Raw genomic sequence first — 24,158 nt, forward strand, 5'->3', positions numbered from 1 at the left:
AAATTAACGATTCTGATGCTGGTTCTTGTGTTTGATCCAGTGATTTAATGTTTCAAATAATTCGTTGAGCACTATGGGTTTAGTGATGTGGGCATTCATCCCCGCCGCTAAACTCTTTTCCCTGTCGCCCGACATTGCATGGGCTGTCATGGCAATGATAGGCAGTTCATCGGCACTAAAACGCTCACGCAATGCCCTTGCGGCCGTTAACCCGTCCATCACTGGCATTTGAATATCCATCAACACAGCATCAAACGGCCGCGAGTCGATAGTATCCAGCGCTACTTGACCGTTGTCGGCCAGCACCACTTCGTAGCCAGCGCTCTTAAGGAGTTCGGTGGCCACTTGCTGGTTGATAAAGTTATCCTCCACCAGCAGCACTAAACCTGTGTGCTCCCCTTCCTCAACTTGAACTTCAACCATAGGCTGAACCACATTCAATCTCGGTTCATCGGCAAAGGCGGCAATGATCTCATCGAACAGACTCGATGCCTTAAACGGTTTTTGCAGTACAGCAAACACATTGGCACTATCGACTTCATGCTGTAAGGGCTCTGCTGCATAGGCCGTCATCATGATAATCACTGGTCGTTTCGCTAAACGGCCTTCGGCGACCATAGTATCTATGGCGCTGACCACATCGCTACCGTCCATTTCTGGCATCATCCAGTCGAGCAATAACAGATCGATTGGTGCCCGCGACAGTTTGTAAAGCGCTTCGGCGCCGCTGGCGGCAGTATCGACGTCGAAGTGGAAATCTCGCATCAAGGTCGAATAAATTTGCAGTGCCGTCGGGTTATCGTCAACGACTAAGGTGCGTAGACTATTGAGTTTTTCCGGCACGACCAAAGGCTCAATCTTAGCGGCTTCGGCAATTTCAAAACTGATGGTGAAGCTAAAGGTACTACCGACCCCTAGCTCACTCTGCACTTGCATCTTGCCGCCCATCATAGACACCAGATGCTTACTGATCGACAAACCTAAGCCAGTGCCGCCGTATTTACGGGTGGTCGAACCGTCGGCTTGGGCGAAGGCATCAAACAACTTATCCTGTTGATCTTTACCTATGCCGATCCCCGTATCGCGCACCCAGAACTTCAAGGTAATCCGATGATCCCGCTCGCCGACATCTTCACAGCCGAGCTCAATCTCACCAGATTGGGTAAATTTCACCGCATTCGATAACAGGTTAATCAGCACTTGGCCTAAACGTAGCGGATCGCCCTTAAGAATGAGTCCCGCCGTCACTGGGGCATATAAGAGTAACTCGACGCCTTGTTCCTGTGCCTTGAGCGCATTAAGATCCAGAGCGTGATCGAGCACTTTATCCAGCGGGAATGGCACCCGCTCAAGCTCCAACTTACCCGCCTCAATTTTAGAGAAGTCGAGAATATCGTTGATGATCCTCAGCAGCGATTGTGCCGAGAAACCAGCTTTTTCGAGGTAATCTTTCTGCTGCGCAGTTAACGAGGTGCGCTGTGCCAACTGCAACATACCGATAATGGCGTTCATCGGCGTGCGGATCTCATGGCTCATGTTGGCCAAGAATTCACTCTTGTAGAGGTTAGCGAGTTCGGCGTCTTGCTTGGCTTCAAGCAACGCCACTTCGTTACTCTTATGGCGGGTAATATCCTTATGGGTACCCAGCATACGCTTAGGCTGACCTTCGGCGGTGAACTCCACCACACGACCACGGGATAACACCCAGTGATAGCCGCCATTTTTACCTAACATACGGAATTCAATTTCGAAAGCACCGACGGGATCAGCAAGATACTGAGCACGGTATTCCTCGACGCGAATACGATCGTCGGGGTGGGATAATTCATCAATCGTCGATACTAAAGCTGGGAATTCATTGGTTTTATAACCCAACATAGAATAATAGGCTGGGTTACAAATGATCTGTTCAGAGTCTAAATACCAGTCCCACAGGCCATCTTCCACCGCATCCATAGCTAAGTGATAACGCTCTTCGGACAGGCGTAATTGTTCGGCGGATTCGTATTCCCGCGTCACATCACGCCACACGGCAATCAATCCCTGCAGTTCGCCGCGGCGATTGTAGAAAGGCAGCTTAAGGGTATCGAGCAACACAGGTTTGCCCGCAAGCTCGACCTTTTCTTGGTAGCGCAGCGGCGTGCGATCTTTTAAGACTTGTTCGTCTTCGGCGCGGATACGTATGCCCATTTCAGGCGAGGTCAGATCCTCAGATGATAAACCTATCATCTCGCTCTCTGTGTAACCCAGCATGCGTTCAGCCGCCTTGTTACAACCTAAATAGTTGCCTTCTTTATCTTTAAAGACAATCGCTTCGGGAATCGAGTCAAGCAGGGATCGCAGTAGCGCATATTCGCGCTCACGCCGCTCTGTGGTGTCTTTTAAGCGTTCAGTACGCCGCGCCACTAGCTTATCGAGCCGCTTATTCTGCTCAGCCAGATGGTGGGTATATTGTTTGTTTTCCTCAAAAATTCGACTCACCAGCAAGAACCAAGGTTCCCAGCCGCGGGTGATTTTCTCCGGTGGCTTACGCGGCTCTTGGGAGCAGCCCTCAAGGTGCGACAGTAGTCGCGAGGCTGGACTCACAAAAGATCGACGCGTCTGCCAATGCACTATGGTCACCAACACCGACAGGGCGATAACCACTAAAATAAACGTCAGCTGCAGTTTTTCCCACGAGTCTTGGAATAGGTCGTCTTCATCCTGCAAATACAGTAAACGCCAAGGCGCGTTATGCAGTGCAACCGAGTGAATGTAATAGCCGTTACGGATGATGCCGTCGTGGGCATCAAACAATTCCGACTCAGGTAAAGAATGCAGCTCAGAGGGAATACGTTGGCTGATGTGATAGACCCGATTGATATCTGAGCTATCAAAATCGCTGTGGGATAAAATATTGTTCTGTTGGTCGAGCAAAATCACTGTGCCCGGCATCTTAAAGTAAACCCGAATTTGCCGCGCTAACGAGGCAAGCGTCATGTCTAAGTTGATTGAGCCAATGAACTCATCATCCAAATAAACGGGCACGCCTAAAGTGGTCAATAAGCCTTTGCCGGTGGAGTCAACATAGGCTTCACTCCAAAATACACTGCGCTGCGGGTTCATTGCTGGGGTGGCGTATTGAAACTGTTTCTTGTTGAGTAATTCGTCCCTAAAACGTTGATCGTCATTCGACCAAGGGAAGTAGGACATGATCCTACGCTTCGACAGGTAATAAATCGCCGAGGCTTTCGGGGCGGCTTCTTTGGCGACGGGGAATGACAATGAAAGCTCAAACAACATCTCAAGCTCTTGATAGAACTTGTCGTCGCGGCCGTCGAGGGAACCCGCACCAGTAATCCTACCCATGTTGGTAAAAGGCTCACCGCTCTGGGCGTAGCTAGGTTCTAAGGTAAAATACTGGCCGCTTTCGTTGAATTTACCGTATTGGGGTAAGCGTTCTTTACGCACGAGTTCGCCCAAACGTAAATGATCCACAGCAACGTTGCGTAAGCTTTTTACCGCTCTAATGCTCGACTCAAGTAGCAGATCGATTTGCAATACATGGCGCTGAACCTGCTCTTCACGCTGCTCCATCTGCTGTGCTTTTTGGCGGTCGAAAAACATCCATGCGGTCAACAAAGACATGACGATAACGCCGATGTACGTATAAAAAACGGCACGGTTGTAGTTCTTCTGGATCGGCGATTTTAGTTGGAGATCCGGCTCACTCGATTTCATCCACTACCCTTGATTGCAGCGCTTAATTTCAGCCTACGGCGGCAAAAACTATGAGCTCCATATAGTAGCAGGAAGGAACTGCCAATCACATAAAATAATTGTCAGATAAAGCCTACTCATACCACTGATAAGTCGATTAAAAATCTACTACTCCATAAAATTAAGGCCTCCATATCTGAGGCCTTAGTCATTACCCTAAATTAAACTGACCTGCTTTACAGATGCTCTTCAGCGTATTCCGCTAAGCGTGAACGCACCACGCCATTCAGATACACGTTGGCACTGCCTTCAAAGTCCTTAAAACGTTCGACAATATAGGTTAAACCAGAGGTAACAGCAGTTAAGTAGTTAGAGTCGATTTGCGCTAAGTTACCGCAACAAATCAGTTTTGTGCCTTCGCCCATACGGGTGATCATAGTTTTGATCTGCGAGGCCGTGAGGTTTTGGCATTCATCCAGTAGCACGATGGAATTTTGGATCGACCGCCCGCGCATAAAGTTTATCGACTTAAACTGAATGTTAGCCTTCTCCATGATGTAATTCATGCTGCCCGTGGGATTCACATCATTCTTATGCAGTACTTCGAGCGTATCAGTAATGGCGGCCAGCCACGGCATCATCTTCTCCTCTTCCGTGCCGGGCAAGAAGCCGATAGATTCGGCGATTTCAGGGGTGTTACGGGTGACAATCACTTTGTCGTAGCGATTACGCTCGACCACCAGTTCCAACGCCGCAGCCATGGCCAGCAAGGTTTTACCACAACCCGCAGGGCCGGTTAAGATCACCAGATCGATATCGGGATCGAGCAGCGCCTGCAGTGCCATGCCTTGATAGACGTTTTTAGGTTTAACACCCCATGCCTCGAGGTTTTTCACCCGCTCACGGCCTAAATCTAAAATATGTAAATGGGTGTCTGTGCGTTCGATAACACGACCGCAAAAATCAGACTCTGTGTCGATAAGATATTGGTTAATATAGAAATTATCATTTTCGAGGTCTTTGAGCGGTACTTCATGCACTGTATGTCTACCGTGGCGCTCGGTGGAGACCTTGTTCAAGTGCTCCCAAAAATTACCTTCAAACTGGTAAAAGCCTTTACTGAGGAAGCGGATATCATCGATCAACTGGTCAGTTCGATAATCCTCAACCAATTGAATACCCGCACCTTTGGCTTTAAGGCGCATATTGATATCTTTGGTGACTAAGACAACGGTACGGGGATGATGTAGGTTTTGTAGATGTAGCGCGGTATTGATAATGCGATTGTCGTTTCCATCTCCAGGCAGTGCGCCTAAGGTAAAATCGACAAGGTGATCAGGGAAAATTGAGAGCGAACCGACGGCATCGGCATGACCCTCTCGGCTGGGTAAAGGGACGCCATTGATAATCTGCTCAGGGGTAGTTTCACCGCCTAGGGTATCTTCCAATGCCCTGATAGCAACCCTAGCATCACGACTCACATCACTCTTTCGATCTTTAATCTGGTCCAACTCTTCTAGCACTGTCATCGGAATGACCACATCGTGCTCTTTAAACGAATAGATCGCCAAAGGTTCATGTAGTAACACATTGGTATCCAGTACAAACAACTTTCTGTCGTCTTGTTCCATGGCGCCTCCAGAGTGCTTCATTAAAGTTTAAACACACTTTTGAGTCTCAATAAAAGTTACACGGCTCCTATTACTGGCTAAGCATATGGCAAAGAATGATCATAAGGTTCAAGTTGATAGCACTTTACTCGCACTTAAACCTTAAGTTGATATTGGCACCAAACTCACAAGATAACAATACAGCAACCATTGTTTACCTTACAGACTCGAAGCAGTGTATAACCGCGGATGTGACATTAGCGTGACACTTTCATGTACTGCCACGACAATTTTGTCGCTTGTACAATTTGTAATCTAGCACTCTGGGAATTAGGCTCTAACGGGTGAGAGGGCGATTTAAATATCACGAGTATTGGTATAACATACGCGCCCTTTGTTAGAGTCCGCCTAGAAATGAGAATTTAAGATGCCGTTCGCCTTAGGTCAACGTTGGATAAGTGATACCGAGTCAGAGCTTGGTTTAGGAACTGTGGTTCAAGTAGAAGGCCGTATGGTCACTGTATTATTCCCTGCCACGGGTGAGAACCGCATGTTCTCCCGAGCAGAAGCCCCTCTGACACGCGTTATATACAATCCCGGCGATTCGGTTGAAAGCCATGAAGGCTGGAGCCTTGCGGTCAGTGAATTAACCGAGAAAGACGGGATAGTGATATATCACGGCATTCACAGTGAGACAGGCGAGCAAGCTACACTGCGTGAAACCCTGCTGAACCACAATATTCGTTTCAACAAACCCCAAGACCGTTTATTTGCTGGTCAAATCGATCGCCTCGACCGTTTTGGTGTGCGTTATCAATGCCAAATGTTGCGCCACAAACTGGCCTCATCGGATTTGCTGGGTCTGCAAGGTCCACGTGTTGGACTTATTCCGCATCAAATGTGGATTGCCCATGAAGTCGGCCGTCGCTATGCACCGCGTGTACTGTTAGCCGATGAAGTGGGTTTAGGTAAAACCATTGAAGCAGGTCTGATTATTCACCAACAACTGCTGACCGGCCGCGCCGAACGCATTCTGATTATCGTGCCTGATACTCTGCGCCATCAGTGGTTAGTGGAAATGCTGCGCCGCTTTAATCTGCGCTTTTCGGTATTCGATGAAGACCGTTGTGTAGAAGCCTATGCCGATCATGACAATCCTTTCTACACAGAACAGTTAGTGATTTGTTCACTCGAATTACTGCGTAAGAAAAAACGTCTTGATCAAGCCCTAGATGCCGATTGGGATCTGTTAGTCGTTGACGAAGCGCACCACTTAGAATGGACCGAAGAAGCGCCAAGCCGCGCCTATCAAGTGGTTGAAGCATTGAGCGAAGTCATCCCAGGTGTTTTGCTGTTAACCGCAACGCCGGATCAACTCGGCCATGAAAGTCACTTCGCCCGTTTGCGTCTGCTCGATCCGGATCGTTTCTACGATTACGATGCTTTCTTAGCTGAAGAAGACAGTTATAAAGACGTCGCCATTGCCGCCGAAGCCTTGGCTGGTAACGCTAAATTACCCGATGCCGCCATCAACAGCTTGACCGAATTACTGGGCGAGAAAGATATCAGCCCAAGTATTCGTTTAATCCAAGCCGACGATATTGATGCCGAAGTACAACAGGCCGCCCGCAGCGAATTACTGCAAGAATTACTTGACCGTCACGGTACTGGCCGCGTGTTATACCGAAACAGCCGCGCCTCGGTAAAAGGCTTTCCAAAGCGTTTCTTTAACGCTTATCCCCATGCCATGCCAGATCAATATCAAACTGCCGCACGCGTCAGCGGTATGATGGGCGGACACAAGTCATTAGAGGCGAAAGCGGCGCAAGCCCTGAGCCCTGAAAAACTGTATCAAGAATTTGAAGATAACAGCGCCAGTTGGTGGAAGTTCGATCCCCGTGTGGATTGGTTAATTGAGTTCTTAAAATCCCACCGCAGCAAAAAAGTGCTGATCATCGCCAGCCAAGCAGAAACCGCCCTGAGCTTAGAAGAAGCCCTGCGTACCCGCGAAGGGATTCAAGCAACGGTATTCCACGAAGGCATGTCGATTATCGAGCGCGATAAAGCCGGCGCTTACTTTGCCCAAGAGGAAGGCGGCGCACAGGCGCTGATCTGTTCTGAAATTGGCTCTGAAGGCCGTAACTTCCAGTTTGCCAGCCACTTAGTGCTGTTCGATCTGCCGCTAAACCCCGATCTATTGGAACAGCGAATCGGTCGTTTAGACCGTATCGGCCAGAAAAATGATATCCAAATTCACTTGCCATACCTTGAAGATACCGCCCAAGAACGTTTGATGCAGTGGTATCACCAAGGGCTAAATGCCTTTGAACTCACTTGCCCGAGTGGCCATGTGCTTTACAGTGAATTTGCCGAAGATCTGCTAAACGTGCTTGTGGGTGACGACAGCGACGAGCTGACAAACCTGCTCAATCACACCCAGAGCCGTTATAAAGAACTCAAGCACGCCATGGAGCAAGGCCGCGACAAGCTGCTGGAAATCAACTCACACGGCGGCGATAAGGCACAGGCAATCGTCAACCGCCTTGCCCAAAGTGACGGTGATACTCATTTAATCGGCTCAGTGATCCGTCTGTGGGATATTATCGGTGTTGATCAAGAAGATAAGGGTGAAAACTCGATTATTCTGCGCCCGAGTGAGCACATGATGTTCCCAACTTATCCTGGCTTGCCAGAAGATGGCGTAACAGTGACCTTTGATCGTGACACAGCGTTATCACGCGATGATATTGCGCTGATCACCCAAGAGCATCCGCTGGTGCAAACGGGGCTAGATCTGATCACAGGTTCTGAAACTGGCACCACCAGCGTCGCAATTCTAAAGAATAAAGCCCTGCCAGCAGGTACCTTATTCTTAGAACTCATCTACATGGCCGATGCCTCAGCACCTAAGTCGAGCCAGTTGTACCGTTATTTACCGCCTACACCCATTCGCGTGTTGCTGGATAAAAACGGTAACGATCTATCGGCTAAAGTGGATTACGCCAGTTTCGATAAGCAATTAAGCGCGGTGAATCGTCACATTGGCGGCAAATTAGTCACCGCATCTCAGCCTATTTTGCATCCGTTATTTGCTAAGGGTGAAGAATATGCTCAAGTGGTTGTCGATGAAATGGTCGCCCAAGCCAGAGAGAAAATGACTCAGCAACTGAGCGCAGAGCTTGATCGTTTAGAGTCACTCAAGGCTGTGAACCCAAATATCCGTGAGGAAGAATTGGAATACCTGCGTAATCAGATGCAAGAGTTAAACACTTATCTGGATGCCAGCCAGTTACAACTCGATGCGATCCGTATGGTGCTCGTCAGCCACGTATAAACCTAAGCGGAACTGCAGGTTTCAATCAATTAGCCCAGCCTCAGCGTTGGGCTTTTTTATGCCCTGTGGCTTTTTATACTAAATGACAAGTGCAATTCTTTGGCGAGGAAAATTCACTTTTTGGTAATTGTTCAGGTTATACTCAAACACTGATGAATTTATGAGACTACACAGGTGGTTATCAATTCTATGCCGCGCATTCTTTCACTCCTCTTTTGCCTCATTCTCGGCATCACAACCATCGCTACTTACGCGGCAGACACGACAACAACTCCGCCAACATCTGCGCCAGCCGAAATCAGTGCCAAAAAGTCGAATAACAGCTATCTACCCACAAATGAAATTAAACAAATCACGATTGATAATCAGCCCTACGATTTGTTAGTGCGACCATGGGAAGGTAAAAAGAAACTTGGTGCGGCGATAATCCTGCCTGCCACAAATGGTACCGCAGACGCGCCTGGATTGATGGCATTTGTACGCCGCAATATCAATCCTGCTGGTTGGGCCAGCTTAAGTTTAACTCCGCCAAGTGAAATGCCCGCAGCTAACTTTGCTACTGCCGCCACTGAAGTGACCTCGCCTGGCGCCGCGCAATTAAGCTCACCGTCCAACAAACCAAGCCCTAAAATCAAGCCCGAAGATAACAGCAAGCACCAGCAAGAGCAGGAAGATTTTCTCGTCAAAAGCATGTCGCAGTTAGATGCCATCGGTGCTGATTATGCGGGAAAACGTATTTTGATCACCGCAGACCAAAGTGCAGGATTATTAATTAACCTATTAAGCCAGAAGAAGATTGCCGATCCTGATGTGCTGATCGTCATCAATCCCTATCGAGAAGACGAACAGCGTAATCAAGCACTCGCGGAGCAACTGGCAAAACTCACGCTGCCCATTTTAGATATTCAATCGCCAGACGGTCACCCAGCCTCATTGGAGACGGCCGACAATCGCAAAAAACTCGCGGTGACCTTAGAAAGCCCTAACTATCGCCAAACTACCCTAGCGCTCAATTTAGATAACGAGAGCGCATGGCAGAATTGCTTAAATGCGATTAAAGGCTTTTCTGCCCGAATGAGCGGCGCGCAGTAAAAACGGCGATTCAAGCTAATTCAGACAAAATAGCATTACCAACCCGATTGGCGATCCAGATAGGGTTTCTGCGGATCTTTCAGCTGACGCGTCGCCGCTATCTTGCTATTTTTGCCTAACAATAACCGAATCTGACTAATAGACTCGCGGCACAGTAGACTACGGATAGAAGCAGTCCAACTGCGATTAATGCTAAGTTTGATGGCCGCTGCCGCATCCGGTGAGGTTTGCATCAGTTGCCGCGCCAATTGCTCAGCGGCTTCCATGGGCGTCTCACTCACTTGTGTCACGAGTCCTAAGGCCAGCGCTTCATGACTCTCAAGCACTTTTGCCGTCAGGCTAAGTAACATGGCTTGATCCTTAGGCATAATTTGCCTTAATGCGACTAACCCCGCCATATCTGGCACGAGTCCCCATTTCGCTTCCATGATAGATAACTTACTGTCGTGGCTAGCAATACGCACATCTGCGCCTAAAGCGATCTGCATACCGCCGCCATAGCAACAGCCCTCAAGCACGGCAATCACTGGCACAGGCAAGGTTTGCCAACCTAGTGACACCCGCTGTGCCAAATTCGCATTCCCTGGTAAGCCCTTAAACAGTAACTTAACTGCCTGCATAGGTGCCGACATGACGCTTTTGACATCGAGCCCAGAGCTAAAATGCCCACCCGCTCCCGAGAGGATCACGGCTCGCACCGCACGATTGGATTTAATACTTTTAATCGCGCAGTCAAGCTCACTAAACATTAAATAGTTAATAGCATTCATTTTTTCAGGACGATTAAGCAACACGTAGGCGATGCCATCATCGATTTTAACTTGTACACTTTGGCCACTCATGAAATATTCCGTTACTGGTCAGTCCAGAATAAATGTTAACACGTTTGGCATAATTCACTAAAAGATATAACATAAGCCTGTTTTTTGACTTAAGTCAAAATATTGCCAATTCCATCATGGATTGAAGGCAACTTATGTTAGGCTGTCATCACTACGTGCAGTAATCCTAATGTATTTTTCGATTAGATAGCCTTAGCAAGCTCAATAATTAAGCGTATTTAACCGCTAGCTATTTAACTGCTAAAAATCGACACCAGTATCGCAATGCTACCTGCAGCGAAGGACGATTGGGCTGCAATATATGGATTCTATAGTCCTTTTTTAGTCACTATATCCTTGTTATTTACTAACATTAGCCAGTTCGATTTAAGATTCAGCATGATTTGATTCAACAATGATTCAAATTTTAATGCCATCAGAAAATATAAATTTATCAATGATATCTATAAGTTACATATAAAAGATATTAATCAGACTTGCCCGAAGAACGCAATTCGTCAGTCAGACCTAAAAAATAAGTGTTATCTTCAATAAATGGGCAAATAAGGATCACTAGTCAGCATGTCAATATCTGTACTCATCTGTGACGATTCCGCCATGGCACGTAAGCAAATGGCCCGCACACTCCCCAAAGAGTGGGATGTGGAAATAACTTATGCGACCAATGGTGCCGAAGGCCTTGATGCCATCCGCGCTGGAAAAGGCGAAGTGGTGTTTCTCGATCTCAACATGCCTGTCATGGACGGTTATGAAGTACTGCAAACCGTGCAGCAACAGGACTTACCCGCGCTGATTATTGTGGTATCCGGCGATATTCAAATCAAAGCTCACGAGCGGGTTAAAGCCTTGGGTGCGTTAGATTTTATTCAAAAACCGGTGAGCGCCGATGCTATCAGCAACATTTTACAAGATTACGGCATCTTAACGCTGACGCAGAAAGATCTCACCGATGAAGTCCCGATGATCAAAGTCGACATGCGCGACGCTTGCCAAGAAATAGCCAACGTTGCCATGGGACGCGCCGCTGATCTGTTAGCTAAGTTACTCGATGTATTCGTATTACTACCTATCCCTAATGTGAACGTGCTTGAAGTCAGTGAGTTAACCATGGCACTCAAAGCCACGGAAGAAAGCTCAACGGTATCCGCGCTCTGCCAAGGTTTTATCGGGGCGGGTATTGCGGGAGAAGCTCTGCTCTTGTTCCATGATTCCAGCTTTAAAGACATGGCCAAGCTGATGGGATTAGCTAATCCAGAAGACAAAAATACTGAGATAGAAGTCCTGATCGATACTGGAAACGTGCTGATAGGCGCTTTCCTTAACGGCATTTCTGAACAGCTCGACATGAAATTTAGTCAGGCTCACCCTGTCGTGCTGGGACGGCACTGCACGGTTAACGATCTGATCCATGATAATTCAGAGAAATGGCACCGAACTTTGGCAATGGAGATCAACTATCGGATTGAAGATCATAATATTCAATGCGATTTGCTACTGCTCTTCACCGAGGATTCTATCCCCACACTTAGCTATAAACTCGGCTATTTACTCGATTAACCAGTTGGATTTTATCCTATGTCAAATGACCAAAGCGCAATGAACGAACTACACTGGCTCATCGATATGGTACAAACCATAGAGGTGGGATTAGTGGTATTAGATCGCCATTACAATATCCAGCTGTGGAACGGTTTTATGGAGAATCACAGCGGTGTTTCCCCTAATTCGATCAAAGGTCAAAACCTGTTTACCCGCTTCCCCGATCTGCCTGCCACTTGGTTAAAGCAGAAAATGGAATCGGTTTTCATGCTTAAAAACCGTGCTTTTATCAGCTGGGAACAACGTCCGTACGTTTTCCAATTTAAAAACTATCGCCCGATAACAGGCCGTGCAGACTATATGTACCAGAACGTGACCCTGCTGCCGCTGGCATCGCTCACGGGACAAGTGACCCATATCAGTGTGATTATTTATGACGTGACAGATATCGCCATCAACAAATTGCAACTTAAAGCTGCCAACGAGCAACTCGAACGCCTTAGCCAAACCGATGGTCTAACTCAGTTGCATAATCGTCGTCATTGGCAAGAGTGCTTAGACCACGAGTACGACTTGTATGCCCGCTACTCAGGTATAGCAAGTTTAGTCATGATAGATATCGATAACTTTAAACATATCAACGACAGCTATGGTCATGTGGCGGGTGATAAAGTCATTCAGCATATTGCGCACTTACTCAGCCAATCCTTACGTGATACCGACTGTGCAGGACGTTATGGCGGCGAAGAATTTGCGGTTGTATTGCCTAAAACCAGCGGCGCAGATGCGATGAACTTTACCGAGCGACTCAGGGAGAAAATCGCCGCATCCGTCATAGTGTATGAAAGCCTTAAGATTACTGTGACGGTAAGTTTAGGCGTATGTGAAATTGGCTCCCATATTACCAGCAGTTCTAGCTGGATCTCCTGCTCCGATAAAGCCCTGTACGAAGCGAAACAAAAAGGTCGTAACTGCAGTGTTTTACATACGAGTAAAACAAATAAATCCTAAGTATACCCAATAAAAATGCCCATCAATGATGGGCATTTTTATTTAAAACAAGTGAAGATTAAACTAGAGATCCGCCAACGAATTAATGAGGGAAACCATCGTCTTCATCTTCTTCGTCATCCATTTCATCGCCGACGAAATAGGTGCCCCAACCGTCATATTCCACTTTCTGTTTTACCGCTAATTGCAGCAGTTGTTCTGCGGCTTTATCCAGTAATTCAACTTCTAGTTTGTGGTGCGCGACAGCATCGAAACAGAAAATAATTGAACCATCTTCTAGTTCCATTTCTTCAGCGTCGTTTACCTCAAAACCTAATTTGAAGGCATCCACAGCCGCTTTTTCAAGACGGTCAAAATTGGTCGATGAAAAGTGATGCTCAATAACATATTCCGCATCAGGCTCTGAGCCATCGTCAAGCAGGGCTTGCACTATGTCACGATTCTCTGCAAGTTGGGCTTTTAACTGACTTTCAATAGACATGGATTTGTCTCCGTTAAGGTAAATCTGGCTCAAATTGGCATTATACGTCATCACTCGCGAGAGTTTTACCCATAAGTGCTGCCGCTTCTTGATTTATCTCAGCAAATCTCGCCGACATGCTGGCATGAATTTGCGCAGAGAAGTTTTTCACATCGGCTTTATCTAAACCTGCGGTCGGCACAGGTGCCATCATATCGATGATGACGACACCGTTATTCCAGCGATTTAACTTAATATGGCTCTGACACGAAGCAACCACTGGCACCACTGGAACTCCCGCCGCGATTGCAGTATGGAAAGCTCCCGCTTTAAAAGGTAACAGACCACGCCCACGCGAACGTGTACCTTCAGGAAAAATCCATACGGATAGATTCTTCTGCTTAATTTTTTCAACCGTTTTAGCCATAGTATCAAAGGCACTGTGACGGTTTTTACGGTCGATAAGAATATTACCTGACAACCAATAGATTTGACCGAATAGCGGCATCCACGCCAAACTCTTCTTGCCTAAACTCACTGTACCTTTAGGAACTGCTGTCGTGTGAGTAAAGAGATCAAAGTTATTCTGATGATTTGCTAAGAAAATATACGGGCCGTCCTGCACATCTTCGTGCCGGCGAACAATCACTTTAATCCCAAGGATTGGCGCAACCGATGAGAAGATCTTGGCGAACATATGTACATTGTCGCGATGGCGAGGCCTTAATAAACACACTAAGCCACCAAAAATAAAGGCAAGCAACAAAGATACCGCCAACAACATTGATCTGACGATTAAAAGCACGATTTACTCCGACTGTAAAAATGGCGACAGTATAGCCACCATGGCTTTGGGACTCAATATATTGTTTACATCTGTAAGCTGACTTGCTAACAAGCAAGCAAAAAAGCCCATCGATATACTGAACCTCCAGTGTATCGATGGGCTTTAAGATTAATATCGAACTAAGCGTGGTGCTTGGGTAGGATTTCAGACTCAGTTGCCTGAGGCGAGACTTTACTTAACACAAAGCGGATCACTAAGGCACTCACGGCCAAAGTCGCGACAATTGCCGCACCACTAGGGAGGTCTAAGGTCGCCGATAGAACTAAGCCCAAAACATAGCCCAGTAAACCGACGAGGTAAGCGTAAAATAGCCGACCTTTACCACGGTACTTGTTCAACGCTAAAGCTGGCAATATCAGGGTACTGAACACCAGATAAACGCCTACTAATTCCACCGATAAGGTAATCACTAGCGCAAATAGCAGATAAAATCCTGCCCCGTCCAACATCTGGGGGCGTAGGAATATCGCTAATAACACCAGTGAATACACTACGGCCGGCAAAATCAGTTGTGACCAACTTACCCACAGGATCTGACCTGACATCAATTGCTTTAACAACTCGGCGCCATGTGGGTCGTTTGCCAGCAACAGCATTGCGGCCACCGCAGACAAGACGTAAAAGCAGCCAATCATAGCCTCCAACTCACCCGCCATACGCTTAGCTAACCAAGCGATAAACCCTGCACCCGCAAGGGCAAACAGCGCTGGCATCCACACATTAGCAAACGGCATATCTTCTAATCTGTGGTCCATGTGAGCGACAATCGCGCCTAAAGCGGCAACTTGCGCTATCGCTAAATCAATAAAAATGATGCCACGCTTAAGCACTTGTCTCCCAAGTACAATATGCGTCGACAACACCAAGATCCCCGCAGCCAATGCAGGTAACAGAATCGACATCAGCTCAAGATCAAACATAGGTTTATTTCACTCCATTTAAGAGGGAAATCACGCTGTCATACAGGCTAAATAAATCTTGGCTCTTATCATTCCCCCCCACAGACATAGGCAGCATTACCACGGGCAAGTTCGCTTTTTCACCCAGCCATTTTGCACCGCGCTCATCCTGATAAGAGGCCACAACTACGGCCAGAATATCCCCCTGCTCGGCGCGCGTCAGCAGACTCGCTAAGTGGCCGCTAGTGGGGGCTAAACCCGGTTTTGGCTCTAAATCTGCCACTTGCTCGATACCAATCCAGTTGAATAAGTATCTAAAGCTAGAGTGGTAAGCGATCACTTTTTTACCTTGTAATCCCTTAGCTTGCACTTCCCAACGTGGGACAGCAGCTTGCCAGCGAGTGGTAAAATCTGCCAGTGACTGTTGATAATCGGCCGCGCTAGCAGGATCTAACTGAACCAGCTTAGCACTCAATGCCGTGGCGACTTTTAACAGTCGCGTCGGGTCAAAATGAATATGTGGATTGCCTTGAGCATGCACATCACCCATGCTGCGATCGACAGTGGCCAGTTTATCTAAGGTCTCGATTTGATCGGCAGCGAAAAATAAGCCTTGCTCGGTCGAGCGCACTTTTGCGTTTGCCGACTTCATCTGCAGCATAGGCAACCAACCCACTTCAAGATCGGCACCTGCGCACACCACAAGATCCGCCTGACGCATTTTAGCGATCAAACTCGGACGCGCCTGCACTTGGTGAGGGTCTTGTAATGCCGTCGTTGCCGAATAGATGCTAGCCGTTGGAGCAAGCTCCTTGGTCAATGCAGCGTATTCAGGTTCACAGGCAAACACATTCAGCTCGGCATGGGCCAAACCAGTATAAGTGACAGATAAGGCCACAGCGGCCAATTTAGCTAAATTAGAATTGATGCGCACCGTGAGCCCCCAGAGACATAATGTATTGAATAGTGAAGATGTTATCGTCTTCTATTCCATCGAAATTAGTACCCTTTTGATTGGTATACTGGAAACGAACCGTCGAGAAGTGGCTAGAATGCCAAGCCAAACTCACCTCAGATTCCTTCAACTTTTGCCCATGAAAATGATCGCCATGGAGCTCTTGCGTATCAGCTTCACCATAACGCACACCCGCTGACCAGCTCGGCGTGAATTGATACACACTGCTCAGATACCAACCTTGGTGGTAATCTTGGCTCGGTGCATCCTCAGGATGTAAATCGATAGGTGTAAAATCGCTCACGCGGTAGTACTCACCGCTCACTGTGAGATTTTGATATTTGTAGTTACCGTTAGGCGCCCACTTATACACAAAATCAGCACCATAGGTATTTTTACCTGTGTAAGATGCGGCATGGCTATGACCTTCGTGCTCATCACCATGAGCATGCTCATCTTCATGTTCCCCTTCTTCATGGGCAGTCACTTGGCCATTTTCGTTGCGCAAGTAACTCAACCCCGCTTGCCATGAGCTATTATCGCCTATGTCGCCACCTATTTTTGAGTACAAGGTATAAACACCGACCTTCTTAAACTCACGCTCACCATGCTCATCGGCAGCACGTAAACTATCGCCTTTAAAGGCTTCAACGCCCATGGTCCAATACAAGTCCGTCGGCGCTACGTAGTTAAAACGTATACCGTCATCAAAATAATGTCCCCCTAAGAATGCACGGTAAACCACAGGACGGTCGGTGAAGGAATCAGTATGTAAATGTTGGTTATTGAGGTAACCAATGTCCGATAAGAAACGGCCACCACGGATAGAAAAACCCGCTGGCATCGCCATGGTTTGAATAAAGGCTTCTTCCAGATTCAGTTCAGTCTCACCGTCATGCATTTCAACTACTGCGGTGATTTTACCGTAAAACATATCATCGATATTGGCACTCATCGCCAGTTCAGTTTCACCTAAACCAAAGCCATCTGGACTCTCGGCTAATGGGCGCTCTCCCGTCTGATAATATCCATTTAGCACACCACTGATATTAGGGTTGGTCAAGCTCGAGTCTTCTGCAAATAAGCTAGGCGAAACGAGCGCACACGCCAAAGCCACCAAAGAAATTCGGGTATTTAAAACAGTCATGATATCTCCAAAATACAACTAGCACTCGACGACTGATATAAAGTCATCAAGAAATACAATAAGTTAAAATTTTAAGTTGATTTAGAGAGCGAAGGGAGGCGCACGACTGCGATAAACACTGACGTGTTCAAAAATAGAGGAAGGAAAAATAAATTCGACCACATCGAAATGCTGTATAGCTAAATTCAGCGTCAGCGGATGGGTCAATAAAATCTTGTTGAGTTGGTGTTGATGGAAGCACAGGGTACAGTGAGTCTTAGCGCCATCATCAAGATGGGTCACACTATGGGCTGAGGCAGCAAGAGACAGCAATATCAGTACGGCAGCAAGCCATATCGAAATTGTGCGTCTAATGTGACTTTTAAGTCTCACTCAGTCGTCCCCATAGTTAAAAAGTTGCATAAGTCTATGTCAGTGCCATAGCAAGTTGCAATAAGGTAATCGCTTTGCAAAAGGTTACAAGATATTTGAGGTACCCAGTCTTACCAATAACTTCTTGTTTCAATAGCGGTAGGATCTTGCCAGGACTCAGGTAAAAAAACGCATTTAAGATTAGCTTAAGTGAGTGTAACTATAGTGTATTTAGTTTTTATGTCTGCGAGCACAATGACGAAATCAAGCTCGATATGGCTCCGTTTTATCCACCTAAAGGCAACTATTATGCTAGCATTTTTTCGTGAAAACTTAGGGCTTATCTTAGGGATAGTCATCTTCAGCGCGGTGATATTTGGTGGTATTTATTACGTTGAGCACTCCTTAACGAGCCAAGAACAAGTCGTGCAGTAAACAAAAACTCATTAAGCGCGGCTGAAGTTCGCCCCTTAAACCCTCTTAGTTGCATTTTGAGCGCCTGCTAAAGGCGCTCAAATTATGTTCGTCTCTGGAAAATTGTACCGCTGATTTTCCTATCCATAACGAATCCACTTATTAGCTTAACGATACTTCTGTCTTTGATCGCTATCATCGACTTGCTCGGGCGCTTCAATGGTGATGACTTGATCCATAAAATGGCTCACAAACAACAACATCAACGAAAAAATCATTATAGGGATCGCAAAATACCGCACAGAGGCATCAAAGTAACTGTATCCCGCCGTAAACACACTCAAATAAAATCCTAATAACTTGAGTTTAGCCAATGTTGGGCTGCGGCCTAACCAAGCCGAACAATGGGGGCAACGCACTTGAGCGTCGAAACCTTTGCCTCTTTGCTGGCTAATGTCACTGACCTTGATGTACTGATTACAATGGGAACACAACATGAAAACACGATTCCTAAATAACGATGCGCAAGTTTACCAGATACCGACTAGAGTTCGGCCTGTAAATACCCAAAATGTCGGAAAAAGCAGATAAAGCACCGCACTCAAGGTTAAGCTCAAATCAACCCTTCCCAAAAAGTTTAATTCCAAGGGCTATTTCACTCGCAGATATTTTACAGTAGATCCGGCAACATCTATCATACTCAGACATATTTCTACTTAAGATCACTCCTATGCACCGCTACCTCGCTCTCGTGTTTGCCCTGCTAATACCACTACTCAGCCTTTCATCCCAAGCGCAAACTGAACCTGTCGCTGCAACCGAAAGCCCATCCAGCACTCCTGTAACGCTCAAGACAGAACTGGTAATGCTGCAACAGGCTATCGATACGGATATACGTAAACTAAAAAATGCCAAAGGCGAATTGAAGACAATTGTTGAATATCGAATTCAAAACAAAACCTTACAGTTACGTAATAAGATTAAAGATCTGCTCGAAGCAACGCCAATCGACAAAGCTTTTCTGCAACCATTAATCCAAGGACAACTTAACTACATCCAACAAATTGATGCTTATATCGATGACAACATTAGTAAATTAGAACAGCAATTAGGTTCGAGCACAGATGATGCGACTCTGCTGGAAATATCAAAGCGCGAATTAGAAAAAGACACCTATTACAAGCAACAACTCGAGACGCTCACTTGGCTCGAACAAGTTGGCCAAGATATTAGCGAAGCACAAAAATCACTGATGCAAATTTTAGTAGCTCGTGCCGATACGCTAGAAAGTTTAGTGACTTATACCCAGCAACAACTACAAGCAGCAATCGATACCGCAACCAATGCAGGTAAAGATGTCACTTCGGCGCAAACCAGCCACGTAATGATGCTAAAGGAACGCTTAGCACAAAATAGTCAGAGCTTAAATATCGACATCAGCCTACTCGACGCCTTAGGCCATGATACAGCCGCGCTGAAAAAGACACTCTTTAGTGTTTCAGGTGATATCACTCAAGATGTGTTGAACTTTGATGTGGCATCAAGTCTCGTTGAGCAGTGGCTAAATACGGCACAAGAACAAGCGATTAATCACGGCCCAACCGTCGTGTTTAAGTTATTTGTTTTCTGTTTGATCTTGTTTATTGCGGGTCTCGCCGGCAAGTTAGCCAAACAGATAGTGAAAAATACCGTTAGCAATTCTAAGTTGAATTTAAGTAAGTTATTACAAGACTTCTTCACCTCGCTATCAGGTAAAGCCGTCTTTACTATCGGGCTGTTAATCGCCCTTTCACAGCTTGGGATCGAACTTGGTCCCTTGCTCGCAGGCTTTGGTATCGCGGGTGTTATTATTGGTTTTGCCCTGCAAGATACCCTGTCGAATTTCGCCTCAGGCATGATGATCTTAATTTACCGTCCCTATGATGTGGGCGATTTGATCAACGCCGCTGGCGTCACCGGACGCGTCAGTCACATGAGCCTTGTCTCCACCACGATTAAAACCATGGATAACCAACGTCTTATTATTCCTAATAATAAGATTTGGGGTGACACAATTAACAACATCACAGCTGAGCATCAACGTCGAGTCGATATGACCTTTGGGATCAGTTATAGCGACAGCATCGAACAGGCTGAAGCGATTCTCAAGTCCATCGTCGAAGCGCATCCTAAGGTACAACCATTGCCAGAACCGACGATTAAACTACATCTATTGAGCGAATCTTCGGTCGACTTTATCGTTCGCCCTTGGGCAAAACCGGAAGATTACTGGGAAGTGTATTGGGACATTACCCGCGAAGTGAAAATGCGCTTTGACGCCGAAGGGATCAGTATTCCCTTCCCACAGCGTGATGTGCATATCTATCAAACCACGAAATCACCGCTTTAAACCAGCGTTAAACGAGAGAAGAAGGGCGTTGCAATGAGCTCGCCCTTATTTTTATAAATCTCTGCATCAGTGTTAGCCTAAGCCGACTATCTCACCTTGCGCATCAATATCAATTTTTAAGTAACCCGGTTTCAGCCCAAGTCCTGGCATAGTCATCACATTCCCCACCAAGGCGGTAATAAACCCCGCACCAGCATGCAAGACTAAACCACGCACTGGGATCTCAAAGTCCTGAGGAACGCCCTTTAAGCTAGGATCGTGACTAATTGATAACGGCGTTTTGGCCATACACAGGGGCAAATGTCCATAACTTAATACGGTCAGCTGCTGCGCCTGTTGTTTGGCCTCGATAGAAAGGCTAACGCCCGCTGCGCCATACCCCACCTCGGCTAAAGTGGATAACTTAGCCTCCAATGAGGCTTCATCTGAATATAACAGCTTGAACTGACTCTCGGTTTCAGCGGCGCGAACCACAGTCTGCGCTAAGGCGACAGCGCCAGCCTCCCCTTGGCTAAAAGCATCGCTGACCTCACAGCCAAAGGCGCTGCTCGCGTTGACGGCTTCAGTTAGCCATTGCAACTCGGCATCAGTGTCAGTGGCGAAACGGTTAATGGCAACCACCACAGGAATACCATAGCGAGCCACATTATTGATATGCCAGTTTAAATTTGCAAAGCCTGCTTCGAGTCGAGCCTGATCTGGTAGATTGATATCTGACTCAGACACTAAACCACTATTGGCCTTCAGCGCTTTTAAAGTAGTGACCAGCACAGCGGCAGCGGGCACCTGACCCGATTGACGCACCTTGATATTACAGAACTTTTCAAAGCCCATATCTGAGCCAAAACCAGCTTCAGTCACCACAAAATCCGCCAGTCTGAGGGCAATATCATCAGCAATAATGGATGAATTACCGTGGGCAATATTGGCAAAGGGTCCCGCATGGATCAGGCAAGGTGAACCATTTAAAGTCTGCATTAACGTCGGCTTTATCGCATCCGCCATGATGGCCGTCATCGCACCAGCGACACCTAAGTCTTCGGCGGTAATCACTTGCCCTTGGGTATTTAACGCCAGCACTAGACGACCGATCCGCGCCCGCATATCTGCCAAATTATGACTTAAGGCTAAAATCGCCATTAACTCAGAGGCGGCGGTGATATCAAAACTGGATGCGTACTCTGGGCCATTATTATCGCCTAAGCCCACCTGGATTTGCCTAAGACAGCGATCGTTGTGATCGACCACTCGGTGCCAACGGATCTCATTGGGATCGATATCTAAAAACGCTTGCCCAGATTGCGCCTCAAATTCCGCCTTACCTAAGCGCGCTTCATGAAATAGCCGCGCCGCAATCGCCGCAGCCCCTAAATTGTGGGCACTGCTCACGGCATGAATATCACCCGTGAGATGCAAATTCATCTCCTGCATGGGCACCACTTGCGCATAACCGCCACCCGCAGCGCCACCTTTCACCCCAAATACAGGCCCCATGCTGGGCTGGCGAATACAGGCACAGGCCTTTTTGCCTATGGCATTTAACGATTGCGTTAAGCCAATGCTCGTCACTGTTTTACCTTCGCCGTGTGGCGTAGGCGTAACTGCGGTGACGATAATCAATTTGCCTTTGCGCTGCCCAGCTAAACGCTGCAACACACTGAGCTCGACCTTGGCTTTAGTGTGACCAAATTGCATCATCTCTTCGGGTAATAGACCTAAGTCGGCGCCCAGTTCATTAATGTCTTTTAGGCTAGCGCGATTCGAAATATCCATATCTGTCAGCATGCGTCGGTTTCTCCCTTTCAGATACACTCTGGTTTAGTATGAGAGTTCAACTAACAACACTCATTGAATAGGGCGGATATTAGGTGATTGGCTTTAAGATATATAGCCGTCGAAAGGGTTAATGAGCGATTCCTTAATCTGCATCAAATAATCTGTCCTGCGTTCGAGCGGCTCAAGAGCGCCGTCGCCGCCAATGAGATCGAGCTCAGTCATTAGCAATGGTTCAGTATCTGGTAGGCATCTATGGGTCACAGCGTACCTTGATTTTTGTTTCTCAAAAGCAACAACCATAAACAACAACGGCGCCAGAAGGCGCCGTGGTTGTATGTATTATTGAGTGCGGCTTAAAACTGCACATAGCCACTTAAATGAGGTCGACGGCCTTTGCTGTCACGTAATTCAAATACCATATTATTAGCATTCTGCTCATAGCCAAATCCAACATCGGCAGGCATCAAGAGTGGTAGCTTAAAGGTCACATCCACAGTGAATGGACGATCGCCAATACTTGGCATCAACTCTGCTAAACAACGGGCCTTAGACCACATGCCATGGGCGAGCACTCGATCAAAGCCAAAACGCTTTGAAAGCACGGGATGCAGATGGATCAAGTTATAGTCGCCAGATGCCTTAGCATAACGACGACCTAAATCTTCACTCAAACTCCAGCTTTGTGGTGTTTCCCATGCCATATCAATGGCTTTAGGTGGGCGAACGCGACGCCCAGCAACATCGATACGATATAAATAGGTGGATAACGATTCCCAGACGAGTTCTTCACCGACAAACGCCTTAGACACAAATTCAAACTCTAAGCCAGAATCCGTCTCGCGGCTCGTGGTCAAAGCGCACTCGAGGGAGAAAGTCTCGTCCACCGTCACAGGCCGATACACTTGAATGCGGTTCTTAAGGTGGATCATCCCAAGCAGTGGGAAAGTGATCCCATCGTGGGTAAAGATCACCGCATGCAGGCGAAATGCCATCACGTAGAGATAGGTTGGCGGTAAAACTTTACCGTCAAATTGAAAACCACACACCTGCGCATATTGGCTTACTTTAGCTTCAGACACAATCACATGCGGCGCGGTCACCTTGATTTGGGGCAACGGCTGTTGATCCCAACCAGGCTTACGGCCAAAGAAGATCTTGCGATAAAGAGAAAACAGCGACGGCATCGCGTTCAATTCAACACAATATGCATTATTCAAGTCTGAGTACCTTTTAATTAACTATCCCTTGGCACAAAAAATACATTGCCATAAATTACCCCGCACAGACGAGTAACGTCTGATCAATCAAGCTGATAACGAGTGTAAAACAGGCAGTGCTGCGTCTTAATAAGGGCTGATGCTGACTCTCCGAATGGACAACTATACCCAAACAACCTGAAAATGCAGGATTCAGCGGGAATTTAACGCACTTTAGGCAAGGCCCTTTATTGCTCCTGCATAAATGGCATTCACGCCATCCATGGCGATTGCGGTTATTTGCGGACCTAGTGGACTAAGTTCAAAATAACCAACACAGCATAAAGTGCGTTAAAACCCGCCGGGACGGAGCGCCTAGGGCACTTCACTTCCGTGTTGCATCAATTCAAAAGGTGGCCGACATTCTGTCATTGATGCGCCTTGAATTGAAGCACCCTAGGCGCTCTGAAACTCGTATCTTCAGGTCGCTTGGGTATATAGAGTCAGGTTTGGCGAAAACGGCGTGATTATAACCCAGAGCACTGAGTTCTGTGTATCCCTAAGTTTAGTAGGAATAATTACTACCAATAAAATCAA

General features: G+C 47.0%; 18 protein-coding genes. 6 read left to right on the forward strand and 12 right to left on the reverse strand.

The window, feature by feature from the left end:
• Nucleotides 1–3 precede the first annotated feature (3 nt).
• Both GWI56_RS01790 and GWI56_RS01795 read right to left on the reverse strand, forming a co-directional pair.
• A complete protein-coding gene (locus GWI56_RS01790) occupies nucleotides 4–3,720 on the reverse strand; it encodes a response regulator (RefSeq protein ID WP_113939159.1) in 3,717 nt (1,238 codons plus the stop codon).
• Between the two features lie 215 nt (nucleotides 3,721–3,935).
• Nucleotides 3,936–5,330, reverse strand: a complete 1,395-nt coding sequence (locus GWI56_RS01795) for a PhoH family protein (protein ID WP_105250289.1) — start codon at nucleotides 5,328–5,330, stop codon at nucleotides 3,936–3,938.
• A 406-nt stretch (nucleotides 5,331–5,736) separates the two neighbouring features.
• Between GWI56_RS01795 and rapA the strand changes: the two genes are divergently transcribed.
• Together rapA and GWI56_RS01805 are read left to right on the forward strand one after the other, a co-directional pair.
• Nucleotides 5,737–8,643, forward strand: a complete 2,907-nt coding sequence (gene rapA / locus GWI56_RS01800; protein WP_173247585.1) for an RNA polymerase-associated protein RapA — start codon at nucleotides 5,737–5,739, stop codon at nucleotides 8,641–8,643.
• 189 nt (nucleotides 8,644–8,832) lie between these two features.
• Entirely contained in the window at nucleotides 8,833–9,735 is a 903-nt protein-coding gene (locus GWI56_RS01805) for a DUF3530 family protein (RefSeq protein WP_198571963.1), read from the forward strand.
• A 35-nt stretch (nucleotides 9,736–9,770) separates the two neighbouring features.
• Here the strand turns inward: GWI56_RS01805 and GWI56_RS01810 are convergent, their stop codons facing one another.
• On the reverse strand, nucleotides 9,771–10,577 hold the full coding sequence (locus tag GWI56_RS01810; protein ID WP_198571964.1) for a crotonase/enoyl-CoA hydratase family protein: 807 nt from the start codon (nucleotides 10,575–10,577) through the stop codon (nucleotides 9,771–9,773).
• Nucleotides 10,578–11,138: 561 nt separating this feature from the next.
• Here GWI56_RS01810 and GWI56_RS01815 point away from each other — a divergent pair.
• The gene (locus GWI56_RS01815; RefSeq protein WP_028759518.1) at nucleotides 11,139–12,134 is read left to right on the forward strand and encodes a response regulator; all 996 of its coding nucleotides are present in this window, start codon (nucleotides 11,139–11,141) and stop codon (nucleotides 12,132–12,134) included.
• 18 nt (nucleotides 12,135–12,152) lie between these two features.
• Nucleotides 12,153–13,127 (forward strand): sensor domain-containing diguanylate cyclase, encoded by a 975-nt coding sequence (locus GWI56_RS01820; protein ID WP_198571965.1) that lies wholly within the window; start codon nucleotides 12,153–12,155, stop codon nucleotides 13,125–13,127.
• Between the two features lie 82 nt (nucleotides 13,128–13,209).
• Here the strand turns inward: GWI56_RS01820 and rraB are convergent, their stop codons facing one another.
• The 6 genes from rraB to GWI56_RS01850 all read right to left on the reverse strand — a co-directional run bounded on the left by rraB (nucleotide 13,210) and on the right by GWI56_RS01850 (nucleotide 17,807).
• Complete coding sequence (rraB, locus tag GWI56_RS01825) at nucleotides 13,210–13,608, reverse strand: ribonuclease E inhibitor RraB (RefSeq protein ID WP_198571966.1); 399 nt, start codon at nucleotides 13,606–13,608, stop codon at nucleotides 13,210–13,212.
• A gap of 40 nt (nucleotides 13,609–13,648) precedes the next feature.
• The gene (locus GWI56_RS01830; RefSeq protein WP_105250295.1) at nucleotides 13,649–14,392 is read right to left on the reverse strand and encodes a 1-acylglycerol-3-phosphate O-acyltransferase; all 744 of its coding nucleotides are present in this window, start codon (nucleotides 14,390–14,392) and stop codon (nucleotides 13,649–13,651) included.
• Nucleotides 14,393–14,553: 161 nt separating this feature from the next.
• Nucleotides 14,554–15,354 (reverse strand): metal ABC transporter permease, encoded by an 801-nt coding sequence (locus tag GWI56_RS01835; protein ID WP_173496258.1) that lies wholly within the window; start codon nucleotides 15,352–15,354, stop codon nucleotides 14,554–14,556.
• 4 nt (nucleotides 15,355–15,358) lie between these two features.
• Nucleotides 15,359–16,267 carry a zinc ABC transporter substrate-binding protein gene (locus GWI56_RS01840; protein WP_198571967.1) on the reverse strand — a complete coding sequence of 303 codons (909 nt, stop codon included), beginning with the start codon at nucleotides 16,265–16,267 and terminating at the stop codon, nucleotides 15,359–15,361.
• The gene (locus GWI56_RS01845; protein WP_105250297.1) at nucleotides 16,251–17,435 is read right to left on the reverse strand and encodes a hypothetical protein; all 1,185 of its coding nucleotides are present in this window, start codon (nucleotides 17,433–17,435) and stop codon (nucleotides 16,251–16,253) included. Before GWI56_RS01845 ends, GWI56_RS01840 begins: the two co-directional genes overlap by 17 nt.
• Nucleotides 17,436–17,516: 81 nt before the next feature.
• Nucleotides 17,517–17,807: an ABC-type zinc uptake system zinc chaperone gene (locus tag GWI56_RS01850; protein ID WP_198571968.1), complete on the reverse strand. Its 291-nt coding sequence runs from the start codon at nucleotides 17,805–17,807 to the stop codon at nucleotides 17,517–17,519.
• 288 nt (nucleotides 17,808–18,095) lie between these two features.
• On the opposite strand from GWI56_RS01850, the gene GWI56_RS21785 reads away from it, so the two are divergent.
• Nucleotides 18,096–18,221, forward strand: a complete 126-nt coding sequence (locus GWI56_RS21785; RefSeq protein WP_105250299.1) for a hypothetical protein — start codon at nucleotides 18,096–18,098, stop codon at nucleotides 18,219–18,221.
• 146 nt (nucleotides 18,222–18,367) lie between these two features.
• Here the strand turns inward: GWI56_RS21785 and GWI56_RS01855 are convergent, their stop codons facing one another.
• A complete protein-coding gene (locus GWI56_RS01855) occupies nucleotides 18,368–18,697 on the reverse strand; it encodes a hypothetical protein (RefSeq protein ID WP_168827347.1) in 330 nt (109 codons plus the stop codon).
• A gap of 233 nt (nucleotides 18,698–18,930) precedes the next feature.
• On the opposite strand from GWI56_RS01855, the gene GWI56_RS01860 reads away from it, so the two are divergent.
• A complete protein-coding gene (locus GWI56_RS01860) occupies nucleotides 18,931–20,589 on the forward strand; it encodes a mechanosensitive ion channel family protein (protein WP_198571969.1) in 1,659 nt (552 codons plus the stop codon).
• 72 nt (nucleotides 20,590–20,661) lie between these two features.
• Here the strand turns inward: GWI56_RS01860 and GWI56_RS01865 are convergent, their stop codons facing one another.
• A complete protein-coding gene (locus GWI56_RS01865) occupies nucleotides 20,662–22,374 on the reverse strand; it encodes a formate--tetrahydrofolate ligase (protein WP_198571970.1) in 1,713 nt (570 codons plus the stop codon).
• 344 nt (nucleotides 22,375–22,718) lie between these two features.
• On the reverse strand, nucleotides 22,719–23,549 hold the full coding sequence (locus tag GWI56_RS01870; protein WP_198572032.1) for a MaoC/PaaZ C-terminal domain-containing protein: 831 nt from the start codon (nucleotides 23,547–23,549) through the stop codon (nucleotides 22,719–22,721).
• Nucleotides 23,550–24,158: the final 609 nt, after the last annotated feature.

This window comes from Shewanella sp. DW31, from assembly GCF_015767295.1.
GTDB lineage: Bacteria > Pseudomonadota > Gammaproteobacteria > Enterobacterales > Shewanellaceae > Shewanella > Shewanella oncorhynchi.